This window comes from Sphingomonas sp. FG14 (assembly GCF_057809675.1).
Genome location: NZ_JBMDKK010000021.1, coordinates 1 through 22,792, shown reverse-complemented (window position 1 = coordinate 22,792; position 22,792 = coordinate 1). Strand labels below are relative to the sequence as shown.

Below are 22,792 nucleotides of genomic sequence, written 5' to 3'. Positions count from 1 at the left end.
CGCGCCTTCGTGCTGAAGACGATGCGGGGCCACGCCGACGCCGATGACTGAACCCGCGCCCGCCGCTCTCAAGCTGCCGAAGCAGCGCAACACCGGATCGCTCAGCCGGCGCATGATCGGCGTTGCGGCCCTGTGGATCCTGGTGCTGCTGGTCGGCGGCGGGCTCGCGCTCGATCGCGTGCTGACCACCGCGATCACGCGCAATTTCGATGCGGGCATGGAATATGTGCTCAATTCGATGATCGCGTCGGCGGAGATCGGGCCGGTGGGCGAGGTGCGTTTCAGCCGGCCGCTTGCCGACCAGCGTTTCCTGGAACCCAATTCGGGCCTGTACTGGCAGGTGACCGGGAAGGGCGTGGAGCCTTTCCCGTCGCGATCCTTGTGGGACCGGCGGCTGCGCACGGGCGCCGCGCATCGCGATTCGGCGATCCACACCTATGACAGCAGCGAATTCCAGGATCAGAAGCTGCGCGTGATGGAGCGCGACATCCAGCTCCCCGATTCGCCGACGATCTGGCGCTTCCAGATCGCGCAGAGCCGCGACGGGCTGGACGATCAGATCCAGACATTGCGCCGCACATTGGTGCGCAGCTTCGCCTTGCTTGGCCTTGGCCTGATCGTGATGGCCGCGCTCCAGACCTTTTATGGGCTCTGGCCGCTCAAGAAGCTGCGCGAGGCGATCGGCGCGATGCGCGCGGGGCGGACGAATCGGGTGGAGGAAGCGATGCCCGACGAGGTCCAGCCGCTGATCCAGGAACTGAACGCGCTGCTCGCGCATAACGAGAAACAGGCGGAGGAGGCGCGCGAACATGCGGGCAATCTCGCGCATGCGCTGAAGACGCCGCTCACCGTGATCATGAACGCCGCGACCGCGCATGCGGCCGACCTGCCCGAAACCGTGATCCGCGAAGCCGCGACGATGCGGCGGCAGGTCGACCATCATCTGGCGCGCGCGCGCGCGGTCGGCCGGCGCGGCCATGCCCATAGCCGCGCCGTCGTGTGGCAGAGCCTGGAGGCGGTGGAGCGCGCCGTGGGCCGGCTCTACGCCCATGTCCGTTTCGACATGGACGGCCCGCGCGACCTGGCCGTGCACACCGAACGCCAGGATCTGGACGAGATGCTGGGCAATCTGATCGAGAATGCCGCGAAATATGGCGGCGGCAGCGTGTTCGTCACCGTCCAGCAAAGCGGCGGTTTCGTCGAATGCCTGGTCGAGGATGATGGCCCCGGCATTCCGGAGGAGGAGCGGCAGCGCATCTTCGATCGCGGCGTCCGGCTCGACACCGGCAAGCCCGGCACGGGCCTTGGCCTCGCCATCGTCCGCGACGTCGCCGAAATCTATGGCGGCACGGTCACGCTGGAGGAAAGCGAGGATCTGGGCGGGCTGATGGTGCGGCTGAGGCTGCCCGCCGCGGCGTGATCACTCCCGCGAAAGATCCTGTCGCGAAAACAGGATGATCGCGGCCGAGAGCAGCGCGAGGGCCCAGCAGGCCAGCATCGCCGCGCCCGCCAGCGCATCGCCGCCCGATCCGCCCTGCGCCCAGCCGCGCGCCATGTCTCCGGCATGGACGGGCAGCAGGATCGCGCGGTTGATGCCGGCGGGCGGCTGCGCGAAGGCGAGCAGCAGCGACTGGCCGAGCGCGAACAGGAAAGCGGGCATCGCGCCGCCGAGCAGTGACCGCGTCGCGACCGCCCCTGCCATGGCGAGCGCCCCCAGCGCCGCGAGTTCGGCGAGCGACGCCGCCCAGGCCATTGCCAAAGCAGCCCAGCCCGGCCCGCCATCCACGGTCCAGGCGACCGGCGCGCCCTTCGCCAGCCCGGCGACCAGCGCCGAGAAGAACTCGACACCGACGATCGCGGCGAGGCTCAGGGCGGCAAAGGCCAGATAGACCATGAATTTGGCGATGATCAGGTTGAGCCGCCGGTTGCGCGGGCCGATCAGCCGCCAGCTTTCCCAGCGATATTCGTTGGCGACCAGCGCGGCGCCGCCGATCGCGTAGAAAAGCTGCGCGATCGGGTTGCCGCCGGCGCCGAGCGAACGGATCGCGAGGCGGAGCGGCTCGATCGTCGGCGGCACCATCTTCGAATCGAATTTGACCGCAAGCTCGATGCCCAGCCCGAAGATCAGGATGAACAGCGGCACCAGCGCATAGGCCCAGAACAGCGCGCGCGGATTGCGCAGCGCGCGATAGGCTTCGCCCGAGATCGCCTGAGCCAGCATCATCGGCCGGTTCCGGTCATTGGCCAGTTCCCATCATTGGCCCGTCCTTTCGAAGAACAGCCTTTCCAGGTCGCCGCGCACCCAGCGCGCCTCGCTGACGGCGATGCCCGCGCCGACCAGTGCGGCGATCAGGGCGGGGGCTTCGGCTCGTGCGATCGGCACCAGCATCGCATCCTCGCGATCGGCGCGTGCATCCGCGCCCGCGATCCCGATCGCCCGCGCGATCGGGGTGGCGGTGATCCGCAGGCGGTCGCCCGATCCCAGCAGGTCCGCGATCGGGCCGCTCGTCACCAGCCGGCCATGATCGAGGATGGCGACATGGTCGCAGATGCGCTGGACCTCGTCGAGCAGATGGCTGGAGAGCAGCACCGTCGCGCCGTCGCGATCGGCGATGTCGCGGACGAGCCGGCGGATATCCTGGATGCCGGCGGGGTCCATGCCGTTGGTCGGTTCGTCGAGGATCACCAGTTCCGGCGCGCCGATCAGCGCGCAGGCGATGCCCAGCCGCTGCTTCATGCCCAGCGAGAAGCCGTCGACCCGCCGATTCGCCGCCTCGCTCAGCCCGACCCGATCGAGCAGGCCCTCCGCGTCGGCATCGGCGATGCCGGCGGTCAGCGCCACGCTTCGCAGCGTCTGCATGGCGGTCAGATAGGGATGGAAGCGCGGCGCCTCTATGAAACCGCCGACCCGGCGCAGGACGCGGGCATCGACCGGCGCGCCGAACAGCAGTACCTCGCCCGAACTCGGCCGCACCAGATCGAGCACGATCCGCAAAAAGGTCGATTTGCCGGCGCCATTGGGACCGAGCAGCCCGAACACGCCACCTTGGGGCACGGCCAGGTCGAGCCCCGCGAGCGCCGCCACCGCGCCATAGCGCTTGGCGACCGAGCGTGCCTCGATGACCGCGCCGGTCATGCGCCCGTCAGCCGGCCTGCATGCCCTGATGGTGGCGGATCACCTCATCGATGATGAAGCGCAGGAATTTCTCGGTGAAGTCCGGATCGAGATTCGCCTGTTGCGCCAGCGCGCGCAGGCGCGTGATCTGGCGCTCCTCGCGCCCCGGATCGGCGGGGGGCAGGCCGGTTTCGGCCTTGTGCTGGCCAACCGCCTGGGTGATCTTGAAACGCTCCGCCAGCATGAACACCAGCGCCGCGTCGATATTGTCGATGCTCTCGCGATAGCGCGTCAGCCGGTCGTCGGTCATGGAGCCTCCCTGTCGCCGTGGCTTTTCGGGGGAGCGGCGCGCGAAAGCAAGGCCATATTGCTTGCATATCGCCGCCGTCCGGGCCAAGGCGCCGCCATGTCAGCGACCATCCACCGCCTCGCGCCCGCAGGGCGCGTTCCTTCGCTCGAACCGATGATGGCGCTGGTCGCCGGCGATCTCAATCAGGTCAACAGCGTGATCCTGGCGCGGATGCAGTCGGATATTCCGCTGATCCCCGAACTGGCCGGCCATCTGATCGCGGGCGGCGGCAAGCGCATGCGCCCGATGCTGACGCTCGCCTGCGCGCGGCTGCTCGATTATGCGGGCACGCGCCAGCACAAGCTGGCCGCCTGTGTCGAATTCATCCACACCGCGACGCTGCTGCACGACGATGTCGTCGACGGATCGGATCTGCGCCGGGGCCGGCGCACCGCCAACATGATCTGGGGCAATCCGGCGAGCGTGCTGGTCGGCGATTTCCTGTTCAGCCGTTCGTTCGAGCTGATGGTGGAGGATGGCAGCCTGAAGGTGCTGCGCATCCTGTCCAACGCATCGGCGGTGATCGCCGAGGGCGAGGTGAACCAGTTGACCGCGCAGCGCCAGGTGGAGACGGGCGAGGATCGCTATCTCGAGATTATCGGCGCCAAGACCGCCGCGCTGTTCGCCGCCGCCTGCCGGATCGCGGCGGTGGTGGGCGAACGCAGCGAGGCGGAGGAACTGGCGCTCGACGCCTATGGCCGCAATCTCGGCATCGCCTTCCAGCTTGTCGACGACGCGATCGACTATTCCTCGGACGAGGAGACGATGGGCAAGGGCGTCGGCGACGATTTCCGCGACGGCAAGGTGACGCTGCCCGTCATCCTCGCCCATGCGCGCGGCAGCGACGAGGATCGCAAATTCTGGCGCGACGCCATGCATGGTCACCGCATCAGCGATGCCGACCTGGCGCATGCCACCGCCCTTTTGAACAGCACCGGCGCGATCGCCGACACGCTGCAGCGCGCACGCCATTACGGCCAGCGCGCGATCGACGCGCTCGGCCTCTTCCCCGCGAGCCAGGCCAAGGCGGCGCTGGTCGAAGCGGTCGAATTCGCGATCGCGCGCGCCTATTGAGGGCGGGCGGGTGATGCGTGGCATGGCGCCGGCGGCAAGCCCCGATGCCTATGTCGCAACACTCACCGGCTGGCAGCGCGAACGCGTCGAGATGCTGCGCGCGGCGATCCAGGCGGGCGCGCCCTTCGACGAGATCATCAAATGGGGCAATCTCGTCTTCCTCTCCAACGGCCTGTGCATGCTGATCCGGGCGGAGGCGCATCGCGTGCTGCTCGGCTTCTGGCGGGGCAAGCGGCTGACCGCATATGATCCCCGCATCAAGCCGAGCGGCAAATATGAGCTCGCCAATCTCGTCATGGCCGAGGAGACCCCGGTCGATCCCACCCTGGTTTCCCGGCTCGCCGCCGCGGCCGCCGCGCTCAATGCCGAGCTTGGCGATCCGACACGGATGACGAAGGGCGATTGAGTACGGCCATGGCCGATTTGCCGATCCACGCCGTCCTGCCCGCGCTGCTCGCCGCCTTGCGCGAGGCTCCAAACGCCGTGCTCGTGGCGCCGCCGGGCGCGGGCAAGACCACGGCGGTCGCGCCCGCGCTGCTGGGCGAAGCCTGGTGCACCGGCCAGATCCTGCTGCTCTCGCCACGCCGCCTCGCCGCGCGCGCCGCCGCCGAGCGGATGGCGCAGCTTGCCGGCGAGCCCGTCGGCGGCACGATCGGCTATGCGACGCGCATGGACAGCCGCCAGTCCGCGGCGACACGCGTGCTGGTGCTGACCGAAGGGATTTTTCGCAACCGCATCCAGGCCGATCCCGAATTGCCGGGTGTGTCCGCCGTGCTGTTCGACGAGGTGCATGAACGCAGCCTCGACAGCGATTTCGGGCTTGCGCTCGCGCTCGATGCGCAGGGCGGGCTGCGGCCCGATCTGCGGCTGGTCGCGATGTCCGCCACGCTCGACGGTGGGCGCTTCGCCGCGCTGATGGGTGGCGCGCCGGTGGTGGAGAGCGAGGGGCGGAGTTATCCGCTGACCTTGCGCCATATCGGCCGCCGCGCGGAGGCGCGGATCGAGGACGAGATGGCCGCGGCGATCCGCCGCGCGCTGGCGGAGGAGGCGGGCGGGGTGCTCGCCTTCCTGCCCGGCGTCGCGGAGATCGAGCGTACCGCCGAGCGGCTGACCGGCCTGCCCGCCGATGTCGATCTCCACCGGCTGCACGGCACGCTCGATCCCGGCGCGCAGCGCGCGGCGATCGCGGCCGGGCCGGCGGGGCGGCGCAAGCTGGTGCTGGCCACCAGCATCGCGGAGACCAGCCTGACGCTCGACGGCGTGCGCGTGGTCGTCGATTCGGGGCTGGCGCGGCGCCCGCGCTATGATCGCGCGGCGGGGATGACGCGCCTCGTCACCGAACGCGCCAGCCAGGCGTCGGTGACGCAACGCGCGGGCCGCGCGGCGCGGCAGGGGCCGGGGGTCGCGATCCGGCTGTGGGAGGAAGCGGCGACGGCCGGGCTGCCGCGTTTCGATCCGCCCGAGATTCTCGAAGCCGATCTGTCGCCGCTGATGCTCGATTGCGCACTTTGGGGGGTGAGCGATCCACGCAGCCTCGCCTGGCTCGATCCGCCGCCCGACGCCGCCATTTCCGAAGCGCGCAGGCGGTTGGTGACATTGGGTGCGATCGACGGCGATAGCCGCCCGACCCGCCATGGCGCCCAACTGGCGAAGCTGCCCATGCCGCCGCGCCTCGCCCATATGCTGGTGGAGGCGAGCGGACGCGGCTGGGGGCGGCTGGCCGCGCAGGTCGCGGTGCTATTGTCCGAGCGCGGGCTTGGCGGACAGGATGCCGATCTCGAACTGCGGCTGCGGCGCTGGCGGGGCGAACGCGGGCAACGCGCCGAATCGGGGCGGCGGCTCGCCGAACGCTGGGCGAAGCTGGTCGGCGGTGGCGCGGGCGATATGGGCGGCGATGCGGAGATCGGCGCCTGCGTGGCGCTCGCCTTTCCCGATCGCCTGTCGCGGCGGCGCGGCAATGATGGCGCGGACTGGATTTCGGTCGGCGGGCGCGGCTTCCGGCTCGATCCGACGTCGCCCCTCGCGCGCGCGGACTGGCTGGCGGTTGCGGAGATCCAGGGCGTGGCGCAGGGCGCGCGTATCCTCTCCGCCGCCGCGATCGACTTCGCGACGGTGGAGGCGCTGTTCGGCGACCGGATCGAAAGCGGCGCGCATGTGAGTTTCGATCCGGCGACGCGCGGCGTGCGGGCGATGCAGGGGCGCTGGCTGGGCGCGATCCAGCTCGCCAAGGGGCAGGATGCGAAGGCCGATCCGCAGGCGATCGCCGCCGCGCTGGTCGAGGGCGTCCGGCTCCACGGCGTCGATCTGCTGCCATGGAGCGAGAATGCCCGGTCGCTGCGCCGTCGCGCCGGCTTTGCTCGCCTGTCCGCCCCGGAACTGCCCGATCTGTCAGACGAGGCGCTGGCGGCGACGCTCGATCAGTGGTTGCCGCCGCTGGTGGCGGGCAAGCGCCGGCTGTCGGACGTGGAGGGCGCCGCGCTTTCGGGCACGCTCGACGCGCTGCTCGGCTGGGAGGGCCGCAAGCGGGTCGATTCGCTGGCGCCCGCCGATTTCGCGAGCCCCGCCGGCAGCCATCACGCGATCGATTACGAGGCTGATGCGGGGCCGACCGTCACGGTACGCGTCCAGGCGCTGTTCGGGCTGGCGACGCATCCGATGGTCGCCGGTGTGCCGCTGGTGCTGAGCCTGACATCGCCGGCCGGCCGGCCGATCCAGACGACGCGCGACCTGCCGGGTTTCTGGGCGGGGAGCTGGCACGCGGTCGCCAAGGAAATGCGCGGCCGCTATCCCCGCCACCCCTGGCCCGACGATCCGGCCGCCGCCAATGCGACGCTTCGGACGAAGAAGGCGGACGCGCGGCGTTGAAGCCGCGCGATGCCGCGTGTATGGGGCTCGGCAAGGACAAGAGGGCAGACAGATGGCCGCACGAATCTACCAGACCCCCAAGAACGCGATGCAGTCGGGCAAGGCGCGCACGCACCGCTGGGTGCTCGAATTCGAGCCCGCCGAGCGCAAGCGCCCCGATCCGCTGATGGGCTGGGCCGGCTCGGGCGACACGCGCGAGCAGGTGAAGCTGAGCTTCCCGAGCGCGGAGGCCGCCAAGGCCTATGCCGATCGCGAGGGCATCGCCTGCCATATCGTGGCCGCGCCGGAACGGACGCTGAAGATCCAGGCTTACGCGGATAATTTCCGGTAATCGGTTCGGTTTGATGATGTGCCTGACCGGTTTGTCGCCGATCGGGCAAGAAAAGGCAGGATCTTCCCCGATCGTCGCTCCAGCGGAAGCTGGAGCCCATACAGTCCGTCCACCGCGCCGATGCGAGACATCGCATGGACCCCGGCTTTCGCCGGGGTGACATCAGGGAAAGGGAAAATCGCGCCGTTCCGGATTGCACGGCGTGATCAGCGCCCCAGCAGCTCCGGCCCGAGCAATGTCAGCAGCTTCACGTCCATCACCCTGCCGCCCCGCCGTTTTTCGGCGATGAAGTCCGCGATGTCCGCCAGCTTCACGCGGTGGACCGTGATGTTCTCGCCTTCGACGCCGCCGCCCTCGCTCACCTTTTCCAAACCGTGCGCGCGCACCAGCGTGAAGGTTTCGGAGACCATGCCGGGCGAGGAGGCGAAGCGGCCGATCGTCTCGATGCGGGCGGCGCGATAGCCGGTCTCCTCCTCCAGCTCGCGGCCGGCGGCGAGCTCGATCGCCTCGCCTTCATCCTCGTCGCCGACAAGGCCAGCCGGCAGTTCCAGGCAATGCGCACCCAGCGGCACGCGATATTGCTCGACGAGCAGCACATGGTCGCCGTCCGCACCCGAATCGATGGCCAGGATCACCGCTGCTTCGATCCCGCGCGTGCGTGAGACATATTCCCATTTGCCGCGCGTCTTCGCGGTGATGAAGCGGCCCTGCCAGACCGTGTGTTCGATATCGCCGCTCACAATTCGATCAGCCGATCGGGAATTTCATTGGGATCTGCGGAATCCTTGGGGAAATGCGCGGCGAGGATCGCGCCGACCCGGCGCACGGCCGCCGCCATGCCTTCGCCGGGGCGCCCGGCGCGGACCTCGTCGATCAGCGCGGCCATCGCATCGCCCCAGCTTTCGGACGGGACGGCGCGATGCACCGCCTCGTCGGCGACGATCTCCGCCATATGCTCGCCCATCGAGAGGTAGATGAGCACGCCTGTCTTCTTCACGGTGCGGCTTTCGGCGCCGACCTTGAAATACTGGATCGCGCGTGCGTGGACGCGGCGCACCTTGGTCGCGCGCGGGGTCAGCGCCAGCCGCAGCGGCATCCAGGCGAGGATATAGCGCACCGCCAGGAACTTGGCGGCAAGCAGGACGAAAAGGATCGGCAGCACTTCGCCCAGCGAAAATTCATGCTCCCAGCCATTTGCCGCCCAACTGAGGATGGCGATGATCTTTTGCGGGAACACCGCGAACAGCGCGAGCGCCAGGAACATGATGCCGATCGCCCAATGCAGGCCGGCATCGTGATATTTGTCGGACAGGTCGGTGACGATCGTCACGATCTCCCCATCGGTGCCGCGTTCGGCCTCCGCCACGGCGTCGCTCACCAGCTTGTGGTCGGCCTCGCTCAGCCGGTTCACCTTCGCCATCACCAGCTCCCCGATGCGCCGCCGCCGCCGAACGATCCGCCGCCGCCCGAAAAACCGCCGCCTCCGCCGCCCCAGGACGATCCGCCGCTACTGCTGCTGCCCCAGGAATCGCTGCTGGAGGACGAACTCCATCCGCCGGAGGACGGGCCCCAGATCACCACCGGCCCCCGTCCGCCACGATAGCGGTTGCCGCGCAGGCCGTTGAACAGGGCCGGCAGCACGATCATCGCGACCACGATCATCCAGAACAGCAGGATCAGCGGCGATCCGCCGCCGTCGCGCCGCGCTTCCTTGTCCGCCGCCAGCAATTGCTGCTGCCGCGTCGCGGCCTGATCCGCCGGCAGGCCGATCTGCTCCATGATCGCATAGGCGCCGGCGACGATGCCGCCGGGCATGTCGCCCGCCTTGAAATGCGGCACGATCTGCTGGTTGATGATCAGGCTCGACAGCGCGTCGGTCAGGATCGGTTCCAGCCCATAGCCGACCTCGATCGCGACCCTGCGTTCATTGGGCGCGACCAGCAGGATAACGCCGTCATTCTCCTTGGTGCCGATCCCCCAGTGGCGGCCGAGCTGATAGCCGTAGTCGCGGATTTCCTGACCCTTGAGATCGGGAATGGTCGCGACGACGAATTGCCGCCCGCTGGCCTTTTCAAGGGCATCGGATTGCACCGTGATCTGCTGTTCCTGCTCCGGCGTCAGCAGCTCGGCCTGGTCGACGACACGCCCTGTCAGCGGTGGAAAGGCGCTCGCCGGAACGATCTGGGCCTGTGCCGCCGGTATGAACGAAGCGAGCAGTAACGCGAACAGCACGGACAGGCGCATCATATGATGCGCCATCGCCGGCGATGCGATGCGCGGATGGCTCATCGCGTTTCGATCAACCCTTGCTGAAATCGACGGTGGGAGCCTGATCCGCGCCGGGCTTGGCCTCGAAGGGGACCATCGGCTTCGCGCCATGGATGATCTTGGCGCCGATCATGTCCGGAAAGGTGCGGATGGTGGTGTTATAGCTCTGCACTGCGGCATTATAATCGCGGATGGTAATGTTGATGCGGTTCTCCGTGCCTTCGATCTGGCTCATGAAGGTCGTGAAATTGGCCTGGCTCTTGAGCTCGGGATAGGCCTCGACATTGGCGAGCAACCGGCTGAGTGTGCCGCCGAGTTGGGCCTGTGCCTGCTGGAACTGCGCGACCTTGGCGGGATCGGTCAGATCATTCGCACTCACCTGGATCGAGGTCGCCTTGGCGCGCGCCTCGATCACGTCGGTCAGGATCGTCTTTTCCGATTCGGCGGCGCCCTTCACCACGGCCTGGAGATTGGGAATCAGGTCCGCGCGGCGCTGATAGGCGGCCTGCACGTCTGCCCATTTGGCCTTGGCGTTCTCTTCGGCCGTGGGCACGCTGTTGATGCCGCAGGCCGAAAGCGTCAGCACGGCGGCCGGGGCGAGCAAGGCGAAACGAAGGCGGTCGCTGGTCATGTATCTCTCCGGACTGTCCTGCACATGCAATACAGCCCCGCCGAACGCACCGCAATCGTCTTGCGTTCACCGGCAGAGTGGGCGAATCTGTCCGCAGGCAGACAGGGAGTGACAGATGTTCCAGGAATTCAGGGCGTTCATCGCGCGCGGCAACGTGCTCGACCTCGCGGTCGCGGTGATCATCGGCGCGGCGTTCGGCAAGATCGTCACCTCCTTGACCGAAGACCTGATCATGCCGGTGATCGGCGCGATCTTCGGCAATATCGATTTTTCGTCGCTGTTCGTGATCCTGGGCGACGTGCCGGCCACCTATACCGGATCGCTGACCGATTATGCGGCGCTGAAGGCGGCGGGCGTGCCGCTGTTCGGCTATGGCGCCTTCCTGACGCAGGTGATCAATTTCGTGATCATCGCCTTCGCCATCTTCATGCTGGTCAAGGCGGCCAACCGTTTCCACAAAAAGGCGGAGGACGCGCCGGCGGGGCCGACCGAGGTGGAACTGCTCACCGAGATCAGGGACGCGCTGCGCAGCAAATAAGCGCGGGCGATCGGGCAATGAAATGGGGCGGGGTGTCGCGACGGCGGCATCCCGCCCTTTCAATTTGGTGCGCCCCTCCCTATATCGATCGCGCCGGACTTGTCCGGAGATGGCGATGAATGATGTCGTGGAATAGATGCAGCGGACCCGGGGGCAGTACCCGGCGGCTCCACCAAAAACCCGTTTCGGCGGGCTTCTGACGGGGCCGAACCAGGATCGACGTGTGTTCAAAGACGATGTTTTCGCCCGGCCTGAATGCGCCGTAAAACCGTTCAAAACCACAAGTGCCAATGACAACGAGGCGCTCGCGATTGCCGCGTAATCACGGCCTAACGGCTTAGATTACAAGGCTTGAACGCGGTTCGGGCCGAACCGGGCAACAGAATCGGATTCCGGCGGCACGGGGAGCGCCGAGCAACAGAAGCTCCCCACCTGCCTTTTTCTTTTGCATCGGTTCGTCGCAAATCTCGGAACCCTTGGGGTGTCCCGCGATTTGTGCCTGTTCCGCCGCGCACGTTCGCGCGGCCCCATTTGTGCAGGGGTAGGAAATGAAGACAGTTTTCAAATCGATCGCTCTGGCGAGCCTGGTGGCGCTGGCCGCGTGCGGCGGCAAGGGCGACGATGCATTGGCCGACAATGTCGAGGCGAATGCCGACAACGTGGCCGACGCGCTCGACGCGCAGGCGGACAACGCCGTCAACGAGGCGACCGAGGACATGCTGGAGAACCAGGCTGATTCGGTGCGCGAGAATGGCGAGGCGGCCGCCGACGCGATCGACGATGCGGACGTCAATGCGCAGCAGTTGAAGACAAGCTAGGCGAAGCGGTCTCCCGTTTCGGCTTCCAGGGGCCGGTGTCATTCGTGGCGCCGGCCCCTTCCCGTTTCAGGTCCATTCAGCCGGGCATGGCCAGCAGGGCGCGGGTGCGTTCCTCGCGGACCAGCGTGAAGGATCCGCCCAGTTGCCGGGCGAGCATCTGGGCGATGCGCAGGCCCAGGCTCTGGCTGTCCTCCAGTCGAAAACCCTCGGGCGGGCCGGTCCCATTGTCGCTGACCTCCAGCAACAGCCCCGACGACGTCCGGTTGAGCCGAACACCGATGCTGCCGGCCGAACCGTCGGCGAAGCCGTGTTCGATCGCGTTGGCGATCGATTCGGCGACGATCAGCGCGATCGGGATCTTGGCGTCCGGCCCGATCTCGATGTCATCGTCCACCGATAGTTCCAGCGCCACGTCGTCGCGGCCGCTGGCGGACAGCACGTCGCCGCACAGCGTATGGAGGAAGGGGCCGACGGGTACATGGCCACCCGTGGTATCGTGAAGCTGGCGCGATATCTTGCCGATCAGCGTCAGCCGGCGCGCGGCTTCATCCAGCGCGTCGCGCGCGCGCGTATCGGTCACGCCGCGCTTCTGCAGCGTGAGCAGGCCGGCCACGACCTGGAGATTGTTCGAAACGCGGTGCTGGAGCTCGCGGAACAGCAGTTCGCGATTCTCCGCGAGCATGCGGCTCGTCTCACGTTCGCGCGCGGCGCGGGCGACGAAGGTCTGCAGTGCGTGGATCAGCCCGATCTCCGCGCCGACAACCAGCGCGAAAAAGCTCAGCGCGACCGCGATGCCGGCGTCGAACGCGAAGATCGTGGTCGGCGTGATGAAGAAATACCAGGCCAGCGCGCCGCTTGCGACGGCGCAGAGCGTGCCGGGTTTCCATCCGAACAGCAGCGTGGTGGCGACCACCATCGGAAAGAAGGTGAGGAAGGGATAGCCTGGCGGCATCCAGGGCGCGGATAACAGCCGCAGCCCCAGGCCGATTCCCGCCGCGACCAGCGCCGCCAGCATGGCGAGCGGCTGCCGATCCGCCAGCAGCGGCAAACGCTCGACAAAGGCCTGTACCCGTCCCGACATGCGCCCCCCGGCGGCTGCGACGGTGCACCGTATCACGCGCCCCCGGGCTTGTCAGCGGATTCCTGTGCTAAGTTATTGGAGATAAAGAAAAGGGGGCGCGAAGCCCCCTTTCCCTTTGTCAGTGTCGCGATGCGATCAATCGTCGTCACGCTTCAGGAAAGCGGGCGCGAACTCGGGCTCGGGGCCGTCGTCATTGCCGCCTTCGCTGCGTTCACGGCGGGGACCGCGATCGCCGCGATCACCCCGGTCGCCGCGCGGGCCACGGTCACGGTCACGGCCGCCGCGTCCGCGGTCGCCGTCACGACGGGGGCCGCGATCGCCACGGTCGCCGCGCGGACCGCGATCTTCGCGGGGCTCGCGGGGCGGGCGGGTGTCTTCCAGCTCGGCGCCGGTTTCCTGATCGACGACGCGCATCGACAGGCGAACCTTGCCGCGCTGGTCAATCTCGAGCACCTTCACCTTCACTTCCTGCCCTTCGGACAGGACGTCGGCGACCTTCTCGACACGCTCGTTCTTGATCTCGGAAACGTGGACGAGGCCGTCCTTGCCGCCCATGAAGTTCACGAACGCGCCGAAATCGACGAGATTGACGACCTTGCCGTTGTAGATCTTGCCGACCTCGGCTTCCTCGACGATGCCGAGGATCCATTTCTTGGCGGCTTCGATCTGCGACAGGTCGGACGAGCTGATCTTGATCAGGCCCTCGTCGTCGATGTCGACCTTGGCGCCGGTCTCGGCGACGATCTCGCGGATCACCTTGCCGCCGGTGCCGATGACTTCGCGGATCTTCGACTTGTCGATCTGCAGCGTCTCGATGCGCGGGGCGTGCGCCGAAAGCTCCGTGCGGGTTTCGCCGAGTGCCTTGGCCATTTCGCCCAGGATGTGCGCGCGGCCTTCATTCGCCTGCGCGAGCGCCTGCTTCATGATCTCTTCGGTGATGCCCGCGATCTTGATGTCCATCTGCAGCGAGGTGATGCCCTCGCTGGTGCCGGCCACCTTGAAATCCATGTCGCCGAGGTGATCCTCGTCGCCCAGGATGTCGCTGATCACCGCGAAGTCCTTGCCTTCCAGGATCAGGCCCATGGCGATGCCCGAAACCGGGCGCTTCAGCGGCACGCCGGCGTCCATCATCGACAGCGAACCGCCGCACACCGTCGCCATCGACGACGAGCCGTTGGACTCGGTGATGTCGGAGAGGACGCGGATCGTGTAGGGGAACTCGTCCTTGGTGGGCAGCACGGGATGCAGCGCCCGCCATGCCAGCTTGCCGTGCCCGACCTCGCGGCGGCCCGGCGCGCCGAAGCGGCCGACTTCACCGACCGAATAGGGCGGGAAGTTGTAGTGCAGCATGAAATGCTCGTAGCGCAGGCCGTTCAGGCCATCGATCATCTGCTCGGCGTCCTTGGTGCCCAGCGTGGTGGTGCAGATCGACTGCGTCTCGCCGCGCGTGAACAGCGCCGAACCATGCGTGCGCGGCAGGAAGCCGACCATCGCCTCGATCGGGCGGATCTGCGTGGTGGTGCGGCCGTCGATGCGCTTGCCGTCCTTCAGGATGGCCTGGCGGACGATCTCCGCCTCCAGCTTCTTGACGAGCTTCAGGCTGGCGATCTTCTCGCCGGCTTCCGCGTCGGCGAACAGCTCACGCGCCTTGGCGCGGGCTTCGTTCACCGCGTTCTGGCGGGCCTGCTTGTCGGTCAGCTTGTAAGCGGCGGTCAGGTCCTTGCCGATCGCGCTCTTCAGCTTCTTCTTGGTCTCGCTGCGGTCGATCTCCGCCGACATCTCCCAGGGATCCTTGGCGGCCTGCTCGGCCAGCTTGATGATCGCCTGGATCACCGGCTGGAAGCCACGGTGGGCGAACATCACGGCGTTCAGCATGACCTCTTCCGAAAGCTCCTTGGCTTCGGATTCGACCATCATCACCGCGTCATGCGTACCGGCGACGACCAGATCGAGCTCGCCCGCAGCGACCTGCTCGTCGGTCGGGTTCAGGATGTACTCGCCATCGACATAGCCGACGCGCGCGGCGCCGATCGGGCCCATGAAGGGCACGCCCGAGATGGTGAGCGCGGCCGACGCGGCGACCATCGCCAGCATGTCGGGCTCGTTTTCGCCATCATAGCTCAGCACCTGAGCGATGACGTTGATCTCGTTGAAGAAATTCTCCGGGAACAGCGGGCGGATCGGGCGGTCGATCAGGCGGGAAACCAGCGTTTCCTTTTCGGTGGCGCCGCGTTCGCGCTTGAAGAAGCCGCCCGGAATGCGTCCGGCGGCCGAGTATTTTTCCTGATAATGGACGGTGAGCGGGAAGAAGTCCTGCCCGTCCTTCACCGAACGCGCGGCCGTCACGGCGCAAAGCACGACGGTTTCACCCAACGTCGCGAGCACCGCGCCGTCGGCCTGGCGGGCGACGCGGCCCGTTTCGAGCTTGAGGGTTTGTCCGCCCCACTCGATTTCGACTGTTTTCATGTTGAACATTGATTTTCCTTACGTCCGGATCGCCAGATGCGATCCGGTGCATCATGTGTACGCGCCGGATTTGGCGCGCTTGTGACGGGACCGGTATTCTGCCCGCCTGTTCCCGCCAGGGCGCCGGATTGCGCCAGGCCGGATGTGCGAACGGCCCCGTCTCCGGGGCCGTTCGGATTATTTGCGAAGGCCGAGCTTCGCGATGATTTCGCTGTAGCGCCCGCTATCCTTCTTCTTCAGATAGTCGAGAAGGCTGCGGCGCTTGTTGACCAGCATCAGCAGGCCGCGGCGCGAGTGGTTGTCCTTGGCGTGCGTCTTGAAATGCTCGGTCAGGTTGGTGATGCGCTCGGTGAGGATCGCGACCTGGACCTCTGGGCTGCCGGTGTCGCCGGCTTCACGGCCATGTTCCTTGATCAGCGCATCCTTGCGCTCTGCGGTAATCGTCATGTCATTTCTTCCTTCGACATCTCTTCACAGATTGAAGCCGCGCACCACCCGGAGCTCATGTCCGGAAAGCTCGACCAGCGCGACCGGCGTTTCCGCTTGGGTTGCGAGGTGGAGGCCCTGCTGGGCGGCGATCCCGATCAAGACCTGCCCCTGGCGGAGCAGCCTTGCCTGATCGGGGGTGACGGATAGAGCCGGGATGTCGTCCAGCCCCGCCGTCAGCGGCAAGGTTATGTCTTCAAGTCGGCGGGCCTTAGCGGCTTCGGCCAGATTGTCCAGCGAAATCGCGTGATCGAGCGTGAACGGGCCGGCCTTTGTGCGGCGCAGCATGGCGACATGGCCGACGGTGCCCAGCGCCAGCGCGATGTCTCGCGCCAGGCTGCGGATATAGGTGCCCTTCGAGACATGGGCGGTAAGGGTGACGGCGGCGACCGGCCCGTCCGCCGGTGTTTCGCCGGCCAGCGCGAGGCTGTGGATGGTCACGTTCCGTGAGGCCAGCACAACCTCCTCGCCGGCGCGGGCCAGATCATAGGCGCGCTTGCCATCGACCTTGAGCGCGGAATAGGCGGGCGGCATCTGCTCGATCGCGCCGGTGAAGGCGGGCAGGATCGCGTCCACCGCCGCGCGCGTCGGCGTCACGTCGCTTTCGGCGACGGCCTTGCCCTCGGCATCGAGCGTATCGGTCTGGATGCCGAAGCGGATCGTGAAGTCATAGATCTTGGAAGCGTCGAGCATGCGGCCGGCAAGCTTGGTCGCCTCTCCGATCGCCACGGGCAGGACGCCCGATGCGAGCGGATCGAGCGTGCCGCCATGGCCGACCTTCATCTTGGGATAGCCGCCCTCGCGCAGCGCGCGCTTCACCGCGGAGACGCCCTGCGTCGATCCCAGTTCCAGGGGTTTGTCGAGAATGATCCAGCCGTGCATCGGCCGCGATTAGATCGGAAGCACGGAAAAGTCAGCTATCGCGCTTCGCCTTTTTGGGCGGCGCCTCCGAACGGGTCAGGCTGTCGAGCTGACAACGCCAGCCCTGGGCGACGAGCGCGCCGGTGCGATCGAGCTTCCCGCCCGGCGCGGTCGCGAAACCGATGGCGTTGGCGGACTGCAACCGGGCGCATTTGCCCATGGTGCGGGCATAATACCATTCGCCGGTGATGCTGCGGATATAGAGGCCGCGATCGGCATCCGCCTTGTAATCCTGGATGCCGTCACGGTCGGCGAAGGGGATGGAGGCCTCCTCGCCGACGCGCGGGGGCGCGTCTTCGGCCAGGGCGGGAACGGCGGCGAGCATCAGCGGCGCGATCAGCAGGGCTTTCATCTCAGCTTTCCTTCCTCTTCTTGCGATCCGCCTTTTTGGGCGGCGGGTTGGATGTGACGAAGGTCTCGATCTGGCAGGTGCGGCCTTCCACGACGATCTGGCCGAATTTGTCGAGCGCGCTCGTCCCCTTGGTGACGAAGCCGATGCCGATCGCATAGGGCAGGCCGAAACAGGGGCCGAACAGCGTGGCATGATACCAGTTGCGGCCCTGGTCCTGGATCCACAGCGCGTTGTCGCCATCGGCCTGGAAGTCGCGGATGCCGCGATGATCGGCAAAGGGGATCTGGGTTTCCACGCCGATCGGGCGCGGTTTCGGCGGTGCGGCCAGCGCGCCGCCGGCCACGGAGGCTGCGGCAAGAGCTGCCAGAGCGAGTTGCAATGTCTTCATCGGCCTATCCTGCCTTTCCGACGCTGAACGCATGCTGAGCGGAAGCGTTCAGCCGTCTTTATGCCACTCATCGGCAAGGACGGAGAAGAGCGCGGTATCCCGCACATGCCCGGTCCAGGTGATGCGTTCCTGGCGCAGCACGCCCTCCTTCACGCCGCCGATCTTCTCGACGGCCGCCATCGACCGCGCGTTGCGCACATCGACGCGGAACTCGACGCGCCGGAAGCCGCAGGCAAAGGCGTGATCGAGCATCAGCCGCTTGAACCGATGGTTGACGCCGGTGCCGCGCGCGCCGGGCACGATATAGGAATTGCCGATCTCGACCACGGCGCGCGGGCCCTCGATCGCCAGATAGGCACTCATCCCCACCAGCACGCCGCCATGCATGATCGCGAAACCCAGCTTGGCGCCGCCGGCCGCCAATATCTCGAAATTGGCGTCGAAATGATCGGGATCATAGGACAGGCCGTAGATCGGCCAGATCGCCAGATCCTCCGCGCAGGCGGCCTTGAGCGCCGCGCGGTGGCGTTCGGCCAGCGGTTCGAGCACCAGATCGCCATCGGCGAGGACGGTCGACAGGGCGGCGGCATCGGCGGTCATCGGGTCTTCTCCATGAAATGGCGGCGGCACAGCGCGACATAACGGTCGTTTCCGCCGATCTCGGTCTGCGCGCCTTCGCGCACCGCATGGCCGGTCGCGTCGACGCGCAGGTTCATCGTCGCCTTGCGGCCGCATTCGCAGACCGCCTTCAGCTCGACCAGCGTGTCGGCGATCGCCAGCAGATGCGCGGCGCCCTCGAACAGATTGGCCTTGAAATCGGTGCGCAGGCCGTAGGCGAGCACCGGGATATTCATCTCGTCGCACACGCCAGCAAGCTGGAACACCTGGTCACGCGTCAGGAACTGCGCTTCGTCGACGAGCACGCAGGAAAGCGTCCGCCGGCCATGCTCGGCTTCGACGGCGGCGCGCAGATCGGTCGCGCGATCGAACAGCTCGGCCTGCGCCGCCAGGCCGATGCGCGACGTGATCATGCCGCGCGCATAGCGATCGTCGACCGAGGCGGTGAACAGCATCGTCTCCATGCCGCGCTCGCGATAATTGAAGCTCGCCTGCAGCAAGGTCGTCGATTTGCCCGCGTTCATCGACGCATAGTAGAAATAGAGCTTGGCCATCGGATCAGCCGATCGGCGGCGCGATCTGGATCAGCCAGCGGACGAGCAGGTCGGCCAGTGCCACGCGGTGGTCGGAAAAGCTGTGATCGGTCGGCCAGACCTGGATCTGGGTGCGGCGCGCGACCGACTGGGCGTCTCCGCCCACCCGGCGCGCCGTGGCGGCGCCGCCGCGTTCGGCGCCGACGATCGTCAGCGGACGGTCGCCATAGGCGATCAGCCTTTGCGCCAGATCGAAGCGCTCGCGATTGTCCGTCATCTCCTTCGCCAGCGCGTCGGCGCTGGTGCCGGAAAGCGGGGGCAGATTGCCCGCCGCGCCGCGATTCCACCCCGCCAGCCCCTGGGGCGAGGCGATCGCCGTCGCGGTTTCCGCGATGTCCCAGGGATCGATCAGGAACAGGCCCTGCACGGCGGCATCGTCGGCGGCGGCGTCGGCGGCCATGAAGCCGCCCATGCTGTGTCCGGCGACCGCGATCAGCTTGGGATCGATCCGGTATTTGGCGACCGCCTCCGCCGAGCGGAGAAAGGCGAGCGCGACATGCGCGTCCTCGGCGGAGCGGGCGAAGGAGAAATGACCGGGGCTGCCCCAGGATCCGCGATAATGCAGGGTCAGCACGTTCCAGCCGGCGCGGCGCGCGGCCTGCGCCAGATCCAGATTCTGCTCATTGCCCGGAAAGCCGTGCAGCAGCAGCAGCGTGGGGTGGGGCGCCTTGCCCGACGCGGTGTACATCACCGCGTTCATCGCGCCGTCGCCCGACGGGATCACGAAGGCCGACATGCCGGCGGGTGCGGCGGCATCGGCCACCGGATCGGCGATCACCGCGCGATGGATCTCGTCCTTCGCCAGCACCGGAACCGCCGGCAACAGCGCCGCAAGCGCGAAGATCAGGCACCGCATATTCGAAACTCCCGCCAAAGCGCGGTTTCATAGAGCGCCGCGCGAAGAGGTGGAAGCCGGCTCTTCGTATCAGCGGTGCGACAATGAAGATATTTGCGCCGCGCGAAGAGGTGGAAGCCGGCTCTTCGTATCAGCGGCGCGACAGCGAAGATATTTGCGCCGCGCGAAGAGGTGGAAGCCGGCTCTTCTCGAAAATGGACGGGGAGGGCCGTCATGGCCCAATCCGGTCAGTCGTCGGCTTCCAGGTCGCGCGCCACTTTCGGATCGCGCAGCAGCCGATCGATATGCGTGCCTTCGTCGAAGCTTTCGTCCGCCAGGAACTTCAGCCTGGCGGCATATTTCATCTTCACGCGACGGGCGACCTCTCGCTGGAAATAAGCGGTGTTGGTACGCAGCGCCTTGATCACGGCTTCCTCGTCGCGGCCCAGCAGCGGCTTCACGAACACCGTCGCGTGGCGCAGGTCGGGCGACATGCGCACCTCGGTCACCGAAACCGGATGGCTGGCGAGCACATCGTCATGCACCTCGCCGCGCGTCAGGATCTCGCTCAGCACATGGCGCACCTGTTCGCCCACGCGCAGGACGCGGACGGAGCGGGTTTCGGGCGTTTCGTTTCGCATCTTCAGTTCACCAATCGGCCGCCGCCCGGATTATCTCCGAAGCGACGGCCCATGTTCGCAGGTTCGCGTCACAGCGTCCGATCGCGCATCTCGACCTCGAAGGTTTCGAGATAATCGCCCGAACGGATGTCGGTGAAGTTCTGCGTGAAGGTGACGCCGCACTCCAGGCCGGCGCGGACTTCGGCCACATCGTCCTTGAAGCGCCGCAGCGACGCGATCTCGCCATTGTAGATGATGACGTCGTCGCGCGTGATGCGGGCCTTGAGCGCCTTGCGGATCGCGCCTTCGGTGACGAGCAGACCGGCCGCCTTGCCGTGCTTGCCCGCCGAGAAGACTTCGCGGATCTCGGCGCGGCCGACCACGGTCTCGATCGCTTCCGGACCGAGCTCGCCCGCCATTTCCGAACGGATGTCGTCGGTCAGGTGGTAGATCACGTCGAAATATTTGAAACGGATCTTGTCACGTGCGCCGATTTCACGGGCCTTGGCGTTGGGGCGAACATTGAAGCCGATGATCGGCGCGTTTGATGCTCTGGCCAGCGTCACGTCCGATTCGGTGATGGCGCCGACGCCCGAATGGAGCACGCGCACCTTGATCTCGTCGGTCGAGATCTTGTGGAGCGCGGCGACGATCGCTTCGGTCGAACCCTGCACGTCGGCCTTCACGACCACCGGATACTCCAGCGCCTTGTTGGCCTGCAACGACGAGAACATCGTGTCGAGCGAGGCAGGCGCGGTCGCGGTGCGCTTCTGCGTGGCGAGCTGTTCGCGATAGGCGGCGACTTCGCGCGCCCGCGCTTCGTTCTCGACCACCGAGAGCGGATCACCGGCGCCCGGCGTGCCCGACAGGCCAAGCACTTCGACGGGCATGGAGGGGCCGGCTTCCTTGATCTGCTGGCCCTTGTCGTTGACCATCGCGCGCACCTTGCCGCTCTGCTGGCCGACGACGAAGACGTCGCCGACGCGTAGCGTGCCGCGGCCGACCAGAACGGTGGCGACGGGGCCACGGCCCTTGTCCAGCTTGGCCTCGATCACCGTGCCTTCGGCGGCGCGATCGGGATTGGCCTTCAATTCGAGCAGTTCGGCCTGGAGCAGGATCTTGTCGATCAGCCCGTCCAGGTTGAGCTTCTTGAGCGCTGAAACCTCGACGTCCTGGACGTCGCCGCCCATGTCCTCGACCACGATCTCATGCTCAAGCAGGCGCTCGCGCACGCGCTGGGGATTGGCGTTTTCCTTGTCGATCTTGTTGATCGCCACGATCATCGGCACGCCGGCCGCCTTGGTGTGGTTGATCGCCTCGATCGTCTGCGGCATCAGCCCGTCATCGGCCGCGACCACGAGCACGACGATGTCGGTCACGTTGGCGCCGCGCGCGCGCATGTCGGTAAAGGCCTCGTGGCCCGGCGTGTCGAGGAAGGTGATCTTGTCGCCCGACTTCAGCTGCACCTGATAGGCGCCGATATGCTGGGTGATGCCACCGGCTTCGCCCGTGACGACATCGGTGCCGCGCAGCGCGTCGAGCAGCGAGGTCTTGCCGTGATCGACATGGCCCATGATCGTCACGACGGGCGGACGCGGCTTCAGCGTCTCCTGCGCGTCGATATCGGCCGCGGTGTCGATCTCGATGTCGGAATCGGACACGCGCTTGATGTTGTGACCGAATTCGGTGACGAGCAGTTCCGCGGTGTCCTGGTCGATCGTCTGGGTGACGGTGACCGGCACGCCCATCTTGAACAGCGCCTTCACCAGATCGGCGCCCTTTTCAGCCATGCGGTTCGCCAGTTCCTGGACGGTGATCCCTTCCGGCACCACGACGTCGCGGACCTGTTTCGCCTGCGGCTGGCCACCGCCGGTATAGTGCGCGCGGCGTTCCTTCTCGCGAGCGCGCTTGAGCGCCGCGAGGCTGCGGGCACGTGCGCCCTCGCTATCGTCCAGCGCCTTGGTGACGGTCAGCTTGCCCGACTGGCGACGATCGTCGCCGCCGCGCGGACGCGCCGCCGGACGCGCCGGCGGTTCGGGGCGCTTGGGGCTCGGCACAGGCGTGAACTTGCGCGGGGCCGGGCGATTGTCCTCCGGCTTCGCGGCGGTCGCCGGCGCGGCGGGGGCCGCGGCCGGGGCCTCGGTCGCCGCCGCCGCCGGTGCAGCCGCTGCGGCGGTCACGGGGGCGGGTGTCGCGACCGGCTCGGGTTCGGGTGCCGGCGGCGGAGCGTTGGCCGCCTCTTCCTCGGCCTTGCGATTCTGCTCGGCGCGACGCTTCTCTTCCTCGATCGCGGCCTGCTTCTGCTGTTCTTCGCGGCGGCGTGCGTCCTCCAGCGCGGACATGCGCGCTTCCTCGGCCTCGCGCAGCAGCTTGGCCTGCAATTCCTGTCGCGAGAGCAGGCTGTCCTGCTGGCGCGGCGCGACCGGCGGGGGCGGCGGCGGGC

Annotated in this window: 25 protein-coding genes and 1 other RNA gene; 8 read left to right on the top strand and 18 right to left on the bottom strand. The window is 67.2% G+C overall.

Annotation, left to right across the window (positions count from 1 at the left end):
- The first annotated feature begins 43 nt into the window (after window positions 1-43).
- Entirely contained in the window at window positions 44-1,420 is a 1,377-nt protein-coding gene (locus ACODTA_RS26860; protein WP_489070268.1) for a sensor histidine kinase, read from the top strand.
- On the opposite strand, the gene ACODTA_RS26855 is transcribed toward ACODTA_RS26860, so the two are convergent.
- From ACODTA_RS26855 to ACODTA_RS26845, 3 genes are read right to left on the bottom strand one after another with little or no spacing between them, the layout of a single operon-like run.
- Window positions 1,421-2,224 carry a hypothetical protein gene (locus tag ACODTA_RS26855; RefSeq protein WP_489070266.1) on the bottom strand — a complete coding sequence of 268 codons (804 nt, stop codon included), beginning with the start codon at window positions 2,222-2,224 and terminating at the stop codon, window positions 1,421-1,423.
- Window positions 2,225-2,254: 30 nt separating this feature from the next.
- Complete coding sequence (locus ACODTA_RS26850) at window positions 2,255-3,136, bottom strand: ABC transporter ATP-binding protein (RefSeq protein ID WP_489070264.1); 882 nt, start codon at window positions 3,134-3,136, stop codon at window positions 2,255-2,257.
- 7 nt (window positions 3,137-3,143) lie between these two features.
- Window positions 3,144-3,425 (bottom strand): chorismate mutase, encoded by a 282-nt coding sequence (locus tag ACODTA_RS26845; protein ID WP_489070262.1) that lies wholly within the window; start codon window positions 3,423-3,425, stop codon window positions 3,144-3,146.
- 96 nt (window positions 3,426-3,521) lie between these two features.
- Between ACODTA_RS26845 and ACODTA_RS26840 the strand changes: the two genes are divergently transcribed.
- Genes ACODTA_RS26840 through ACODTA_RS26825 form a run of 4 tightly spaced genes read left to right on the top strand, consistent with a single transcriptional unit; the run spans window position 3,522 to window position 7,734 of the window.
- Window positions 3,522-4,538, top strand: coding sequence for a polyprenyl synthetase family protein (locus ACODTA_RS26840; RefSeq protein ID WP_489070260.1), 1,017 nt, complete (start codon window positions 3,522-3,524; stop codon window positions 4,536-4,538).
- A 13-nt stretch (window positions 4,539-4,551) separates the two neighbouring features.
- Window positions 4,552-4,944: a DUF1801 domain-containing protein gene (locus tag ACODTA_RS26835; protein WP_489070258.1), complete on the top strand. Its 393-nt coding sequence runs from the start codon at window positions 4,552-4,554 to the stop codon at window positions 4,942-4,944.
- An 8-nt stretch (window positions 4,945-4,952) separates the two neighbouring features.
- Window positions 4,953-7,403: an ATP-dependent helicase HrpB gene (hrpB, locus tag ACODTA_RS26830; protein WP_489070256.1), complete on the top strand. Its 2,451-nt coding sequence runs from the start codon at window positions 4,953-4,955 to the stop codon at window positions 7,401-7,403.
- A gap of 52 nt (window positions 7,404-7,455) precedes the next feature.
- Window positions 7,456-7,734, top strand: a complete 279-nt coding sequence (locus ACODTA_RS26825) for an ETC complex I subunit (protein WP_489070254.1) — start codon at window positions 7,456-7,458, stop codon at window positions 7,732-7,734.
- A 206-nt stretch (window positions 7,735-7,940) separates the two neighbouring features.
- On the opposite strand, the gene ACODTA_RS26820 is transcribed toward ACODTA_RS26825, so the two are convergent.
- From ACODTA_RS26820 to ACODTA_RS26805, 4 genes are read right to left on the bottom strand one after another with little or no spacing between them, the layout of a single operon-like run.
- On the bottom strand, window positions 7,941-8,474 hold the full coding sequence (locus ACODTA_RS26820) for an NUDIX hydrolase (RefSeq protein ID WP_489070252.1): 534 nt from the start codon (window positions 8,472-8,474) through the stop codon (window positions 7,941-7,943).
- Window positions 8,471-9,154, bottom strand: coding sequence for a TPM domain-containing protein (locus ACODTA_RS26815; protein ID WP_489070250.1), 684 nt, complete (start codon window positions 9,152-9,154; stop codon window positions 8,471-8,473). The genes ACODTA_RS26820 and ACODTA_RS26815 overlap by 4 nt, the downstream gene beginning before the upstream one ends.
- A complete protein-coding gene (locus ACODTA_RS26810; RefSeq protein WP_489070248.1) occupies window positions 9,154-10,023 on the bottom strand; it encodes a TPM domain-containing protein in 870 nt (289 codons plus the stop codon). The genes ACODTA_RS26815 and ACODTA_RS26810 overlap by 1 nt, the downstream gene beginning before the upstream one ends.
- A 10-nt stretch (window positions 10,024-10,033) precedes the next feature.
- Window positions 10,034-10,633: a LemA family protein gene (locus ACODTA_RS26805; protein ID WP_489070246.1), complete on the bottom strand. Its 600-nt coding sequence runs from the start codon at window positions 10,631-10,633 to the stop codon at window positions 10,034-10,036.
- A 115-nt stretch (window positions 10,634-10,748) separates the two neighbouring features.
- Between ACODTA_RS26805 and mscL the strand changes: the two genes are divergently transcribed.
- The 3 genes from mscL (at window position 10,749) to ACODTA_RS26790 (ending at window position 11,989) form a co-directional block, all read left to right on the top strand.
- Window positions 10,749-11,171, top strand: a complete 423-nt coding sequence (gene mscL / locus ACODTA_RS26800) for a large conductance mechanosensitive channel protein MscL (RefSeq protein ID WP_489070244.1) — start codon at window positions 10,749-10,751, stop codon at window positions 11,169-11,171.
- A 53-nt stretch (window positions 11,172-11,224) separates the two neighbouring features.
- Window positions 11,225-11,565, top strand: a transfer-messenger RNA (tmRNA) gene (gene ssrA / locus ACODTA_RS26795).
- Window positions 11,566-11,719: 154 nt separating this feature from the next.
- Entirely contained in the window at window positions 11,720-11,989 is a 270-nt protein-coding gene (locus ACODTA_RS26790; protein WP_489070242.1) for a hypothetical protein, read from the top strand.
- A 76-nt stretch (window positions 11,990-12,065) separates the two neighbouring features.
- Here ACODTA_RS26790 and ACODTA_RS26785 read toward each other — a convergent pair whose 3' ends face one another.
- The 11 genes from ACODTA_RS26785 to infB all read right to left on the bottom strand — a co-directional run.
- Window positions 12,066-13,070: a sensor histidine kinase gene (locus ACODTA_RS26785; protein WP_489070240.1), complete on the bottom strand. Its 1,005-nt coding sequence runs from the start codon at window positions 13,068-13,070 to the stop codon at window positions 12,066-12,068.
- 135 nt (window positions 13,071-13,205) lie between these two features.
- Window positions 13,206-15,545, bottom strand: coding sequence for a polyribonucleotide nucleotidyltransferase (gene pnp / locus ACODTA_RS26780; protein ID WP_489070238.1), 2,340 nt, complete (start codon window positions 15,543-15,545; stop codon window positions 13,206-13,208).
- Between the two features lie 168 nt (window positions 15,546-15,713).
- Window positions 15,714-15,983 carry a 30S ribosomal protein S15 gene (gene rpsO, locus ACODTA_RS26775; protein WP_222989128.1) on the bottom strand — a complete coding sequence of 90 codons (270 nt, stop codon included), beginning with the start codon at window positions 15,981-15,983 and terminating at the stop codon, window positions 15,714-15,716.
- A gap of 24 nt (window positions 15,984-16,007) precedes the next feature.
- The gene (gene truB, locus ACODTA_RS26770; protein ID WP_489070236.1) at window positions 16,008-16,904 is read right to left on the bottom strand and encodes a tRNA pseudouridine(55) synthase TruB; all 897 of its coding nucleotides are present in this window, start codon (window positions 16,902-16,904) and stop codon (window positions 16,008-16,010) included.
- A gap of 31 nt (window positions 16,905-16,935) precedes the next feature.
- Window positions 16,936-17,295: a DUF6491 family protein gene (locus ACODTA_RS26765; RefSeq protein ID WP_489070234.1), complete on the bottom strand. Its 360-nt coding sequence runs from the start codon at window positions 17,293-17,295 to the stop codon at window positions 16,936-16,938.
- 1 nt (window position 17,296) lies between these two features.
- A complete protein-coding gene (locus ACODTA_RS26760; protein WP_489070232.1) occupies window positions 17,297-17,683 on the bottom strand; it encodes a DUF6491 family protein in 387 nt (128 codons plus the stop codon).
- Between the two features lie 48 nt (window positions 17,684-17,731).
- Complete coding sequence (locus ACODTA_RS26755) at window positions 17,732-18,283, bottom strand: GNAT family N-acetyltransferase (RefSeq protein ID WP_489070230.1); 552 nt, start codon at window positions 18,281-18,283, stop codon at window positions 17,732-17,734.
- Window positions 18,280-18,855, bottom strand: a complete 576-nt coding sequence (locus tag ACODTA_RS26750) for a thymidine kinase (RefSeq protein ID WP_489070228.1) — start codon at window positions 18,853-18,855, stop codon at window positions 18,280-18,282. Before ACODTA_RS26750 ends, ACODTA_RS26755 begins: the two co-directional genes overlap by 4 nt.
- Window positions 18,856-18,859: 4 nt before the next feature.
- The gene (locus tag ACODTA_RS26745) at window positions 18,860-19,750 is read right to left on the bottom strand and encodes an alpha/beta hydrolase (RefSeq protein ID WP_489070226.1); all 891 of its coding nucleotides are present in this window, start codon (window positions 19,748-19,750) and stop codon (window positions 18,860-18,862) included.
- Between the two features lie 227 nt (window positions 19,751-19,977).
- A complete protein-coding gene (gene rbfA / locus ACODTA_RS26740; RefSeq protein ID WP_489070224.1) occupies window positions 19,978-20,370 on the bottom strand; it encodes a 30S ribosome-binding factor RbfA in 393 nt (130 codons plus the stop codon).
- A 68-nt stretch (window positions 20,371-20,438) separates the two neighbouring features.
- The coding region (gene infB / locus ACODTA_RS26735; RefSeq protein ID WP_489070222.1) for a translation initiation factor IF-2 at window positions 20,439-22,792 on the bottom strand (2,354 nt) is incomplete at its 5' end.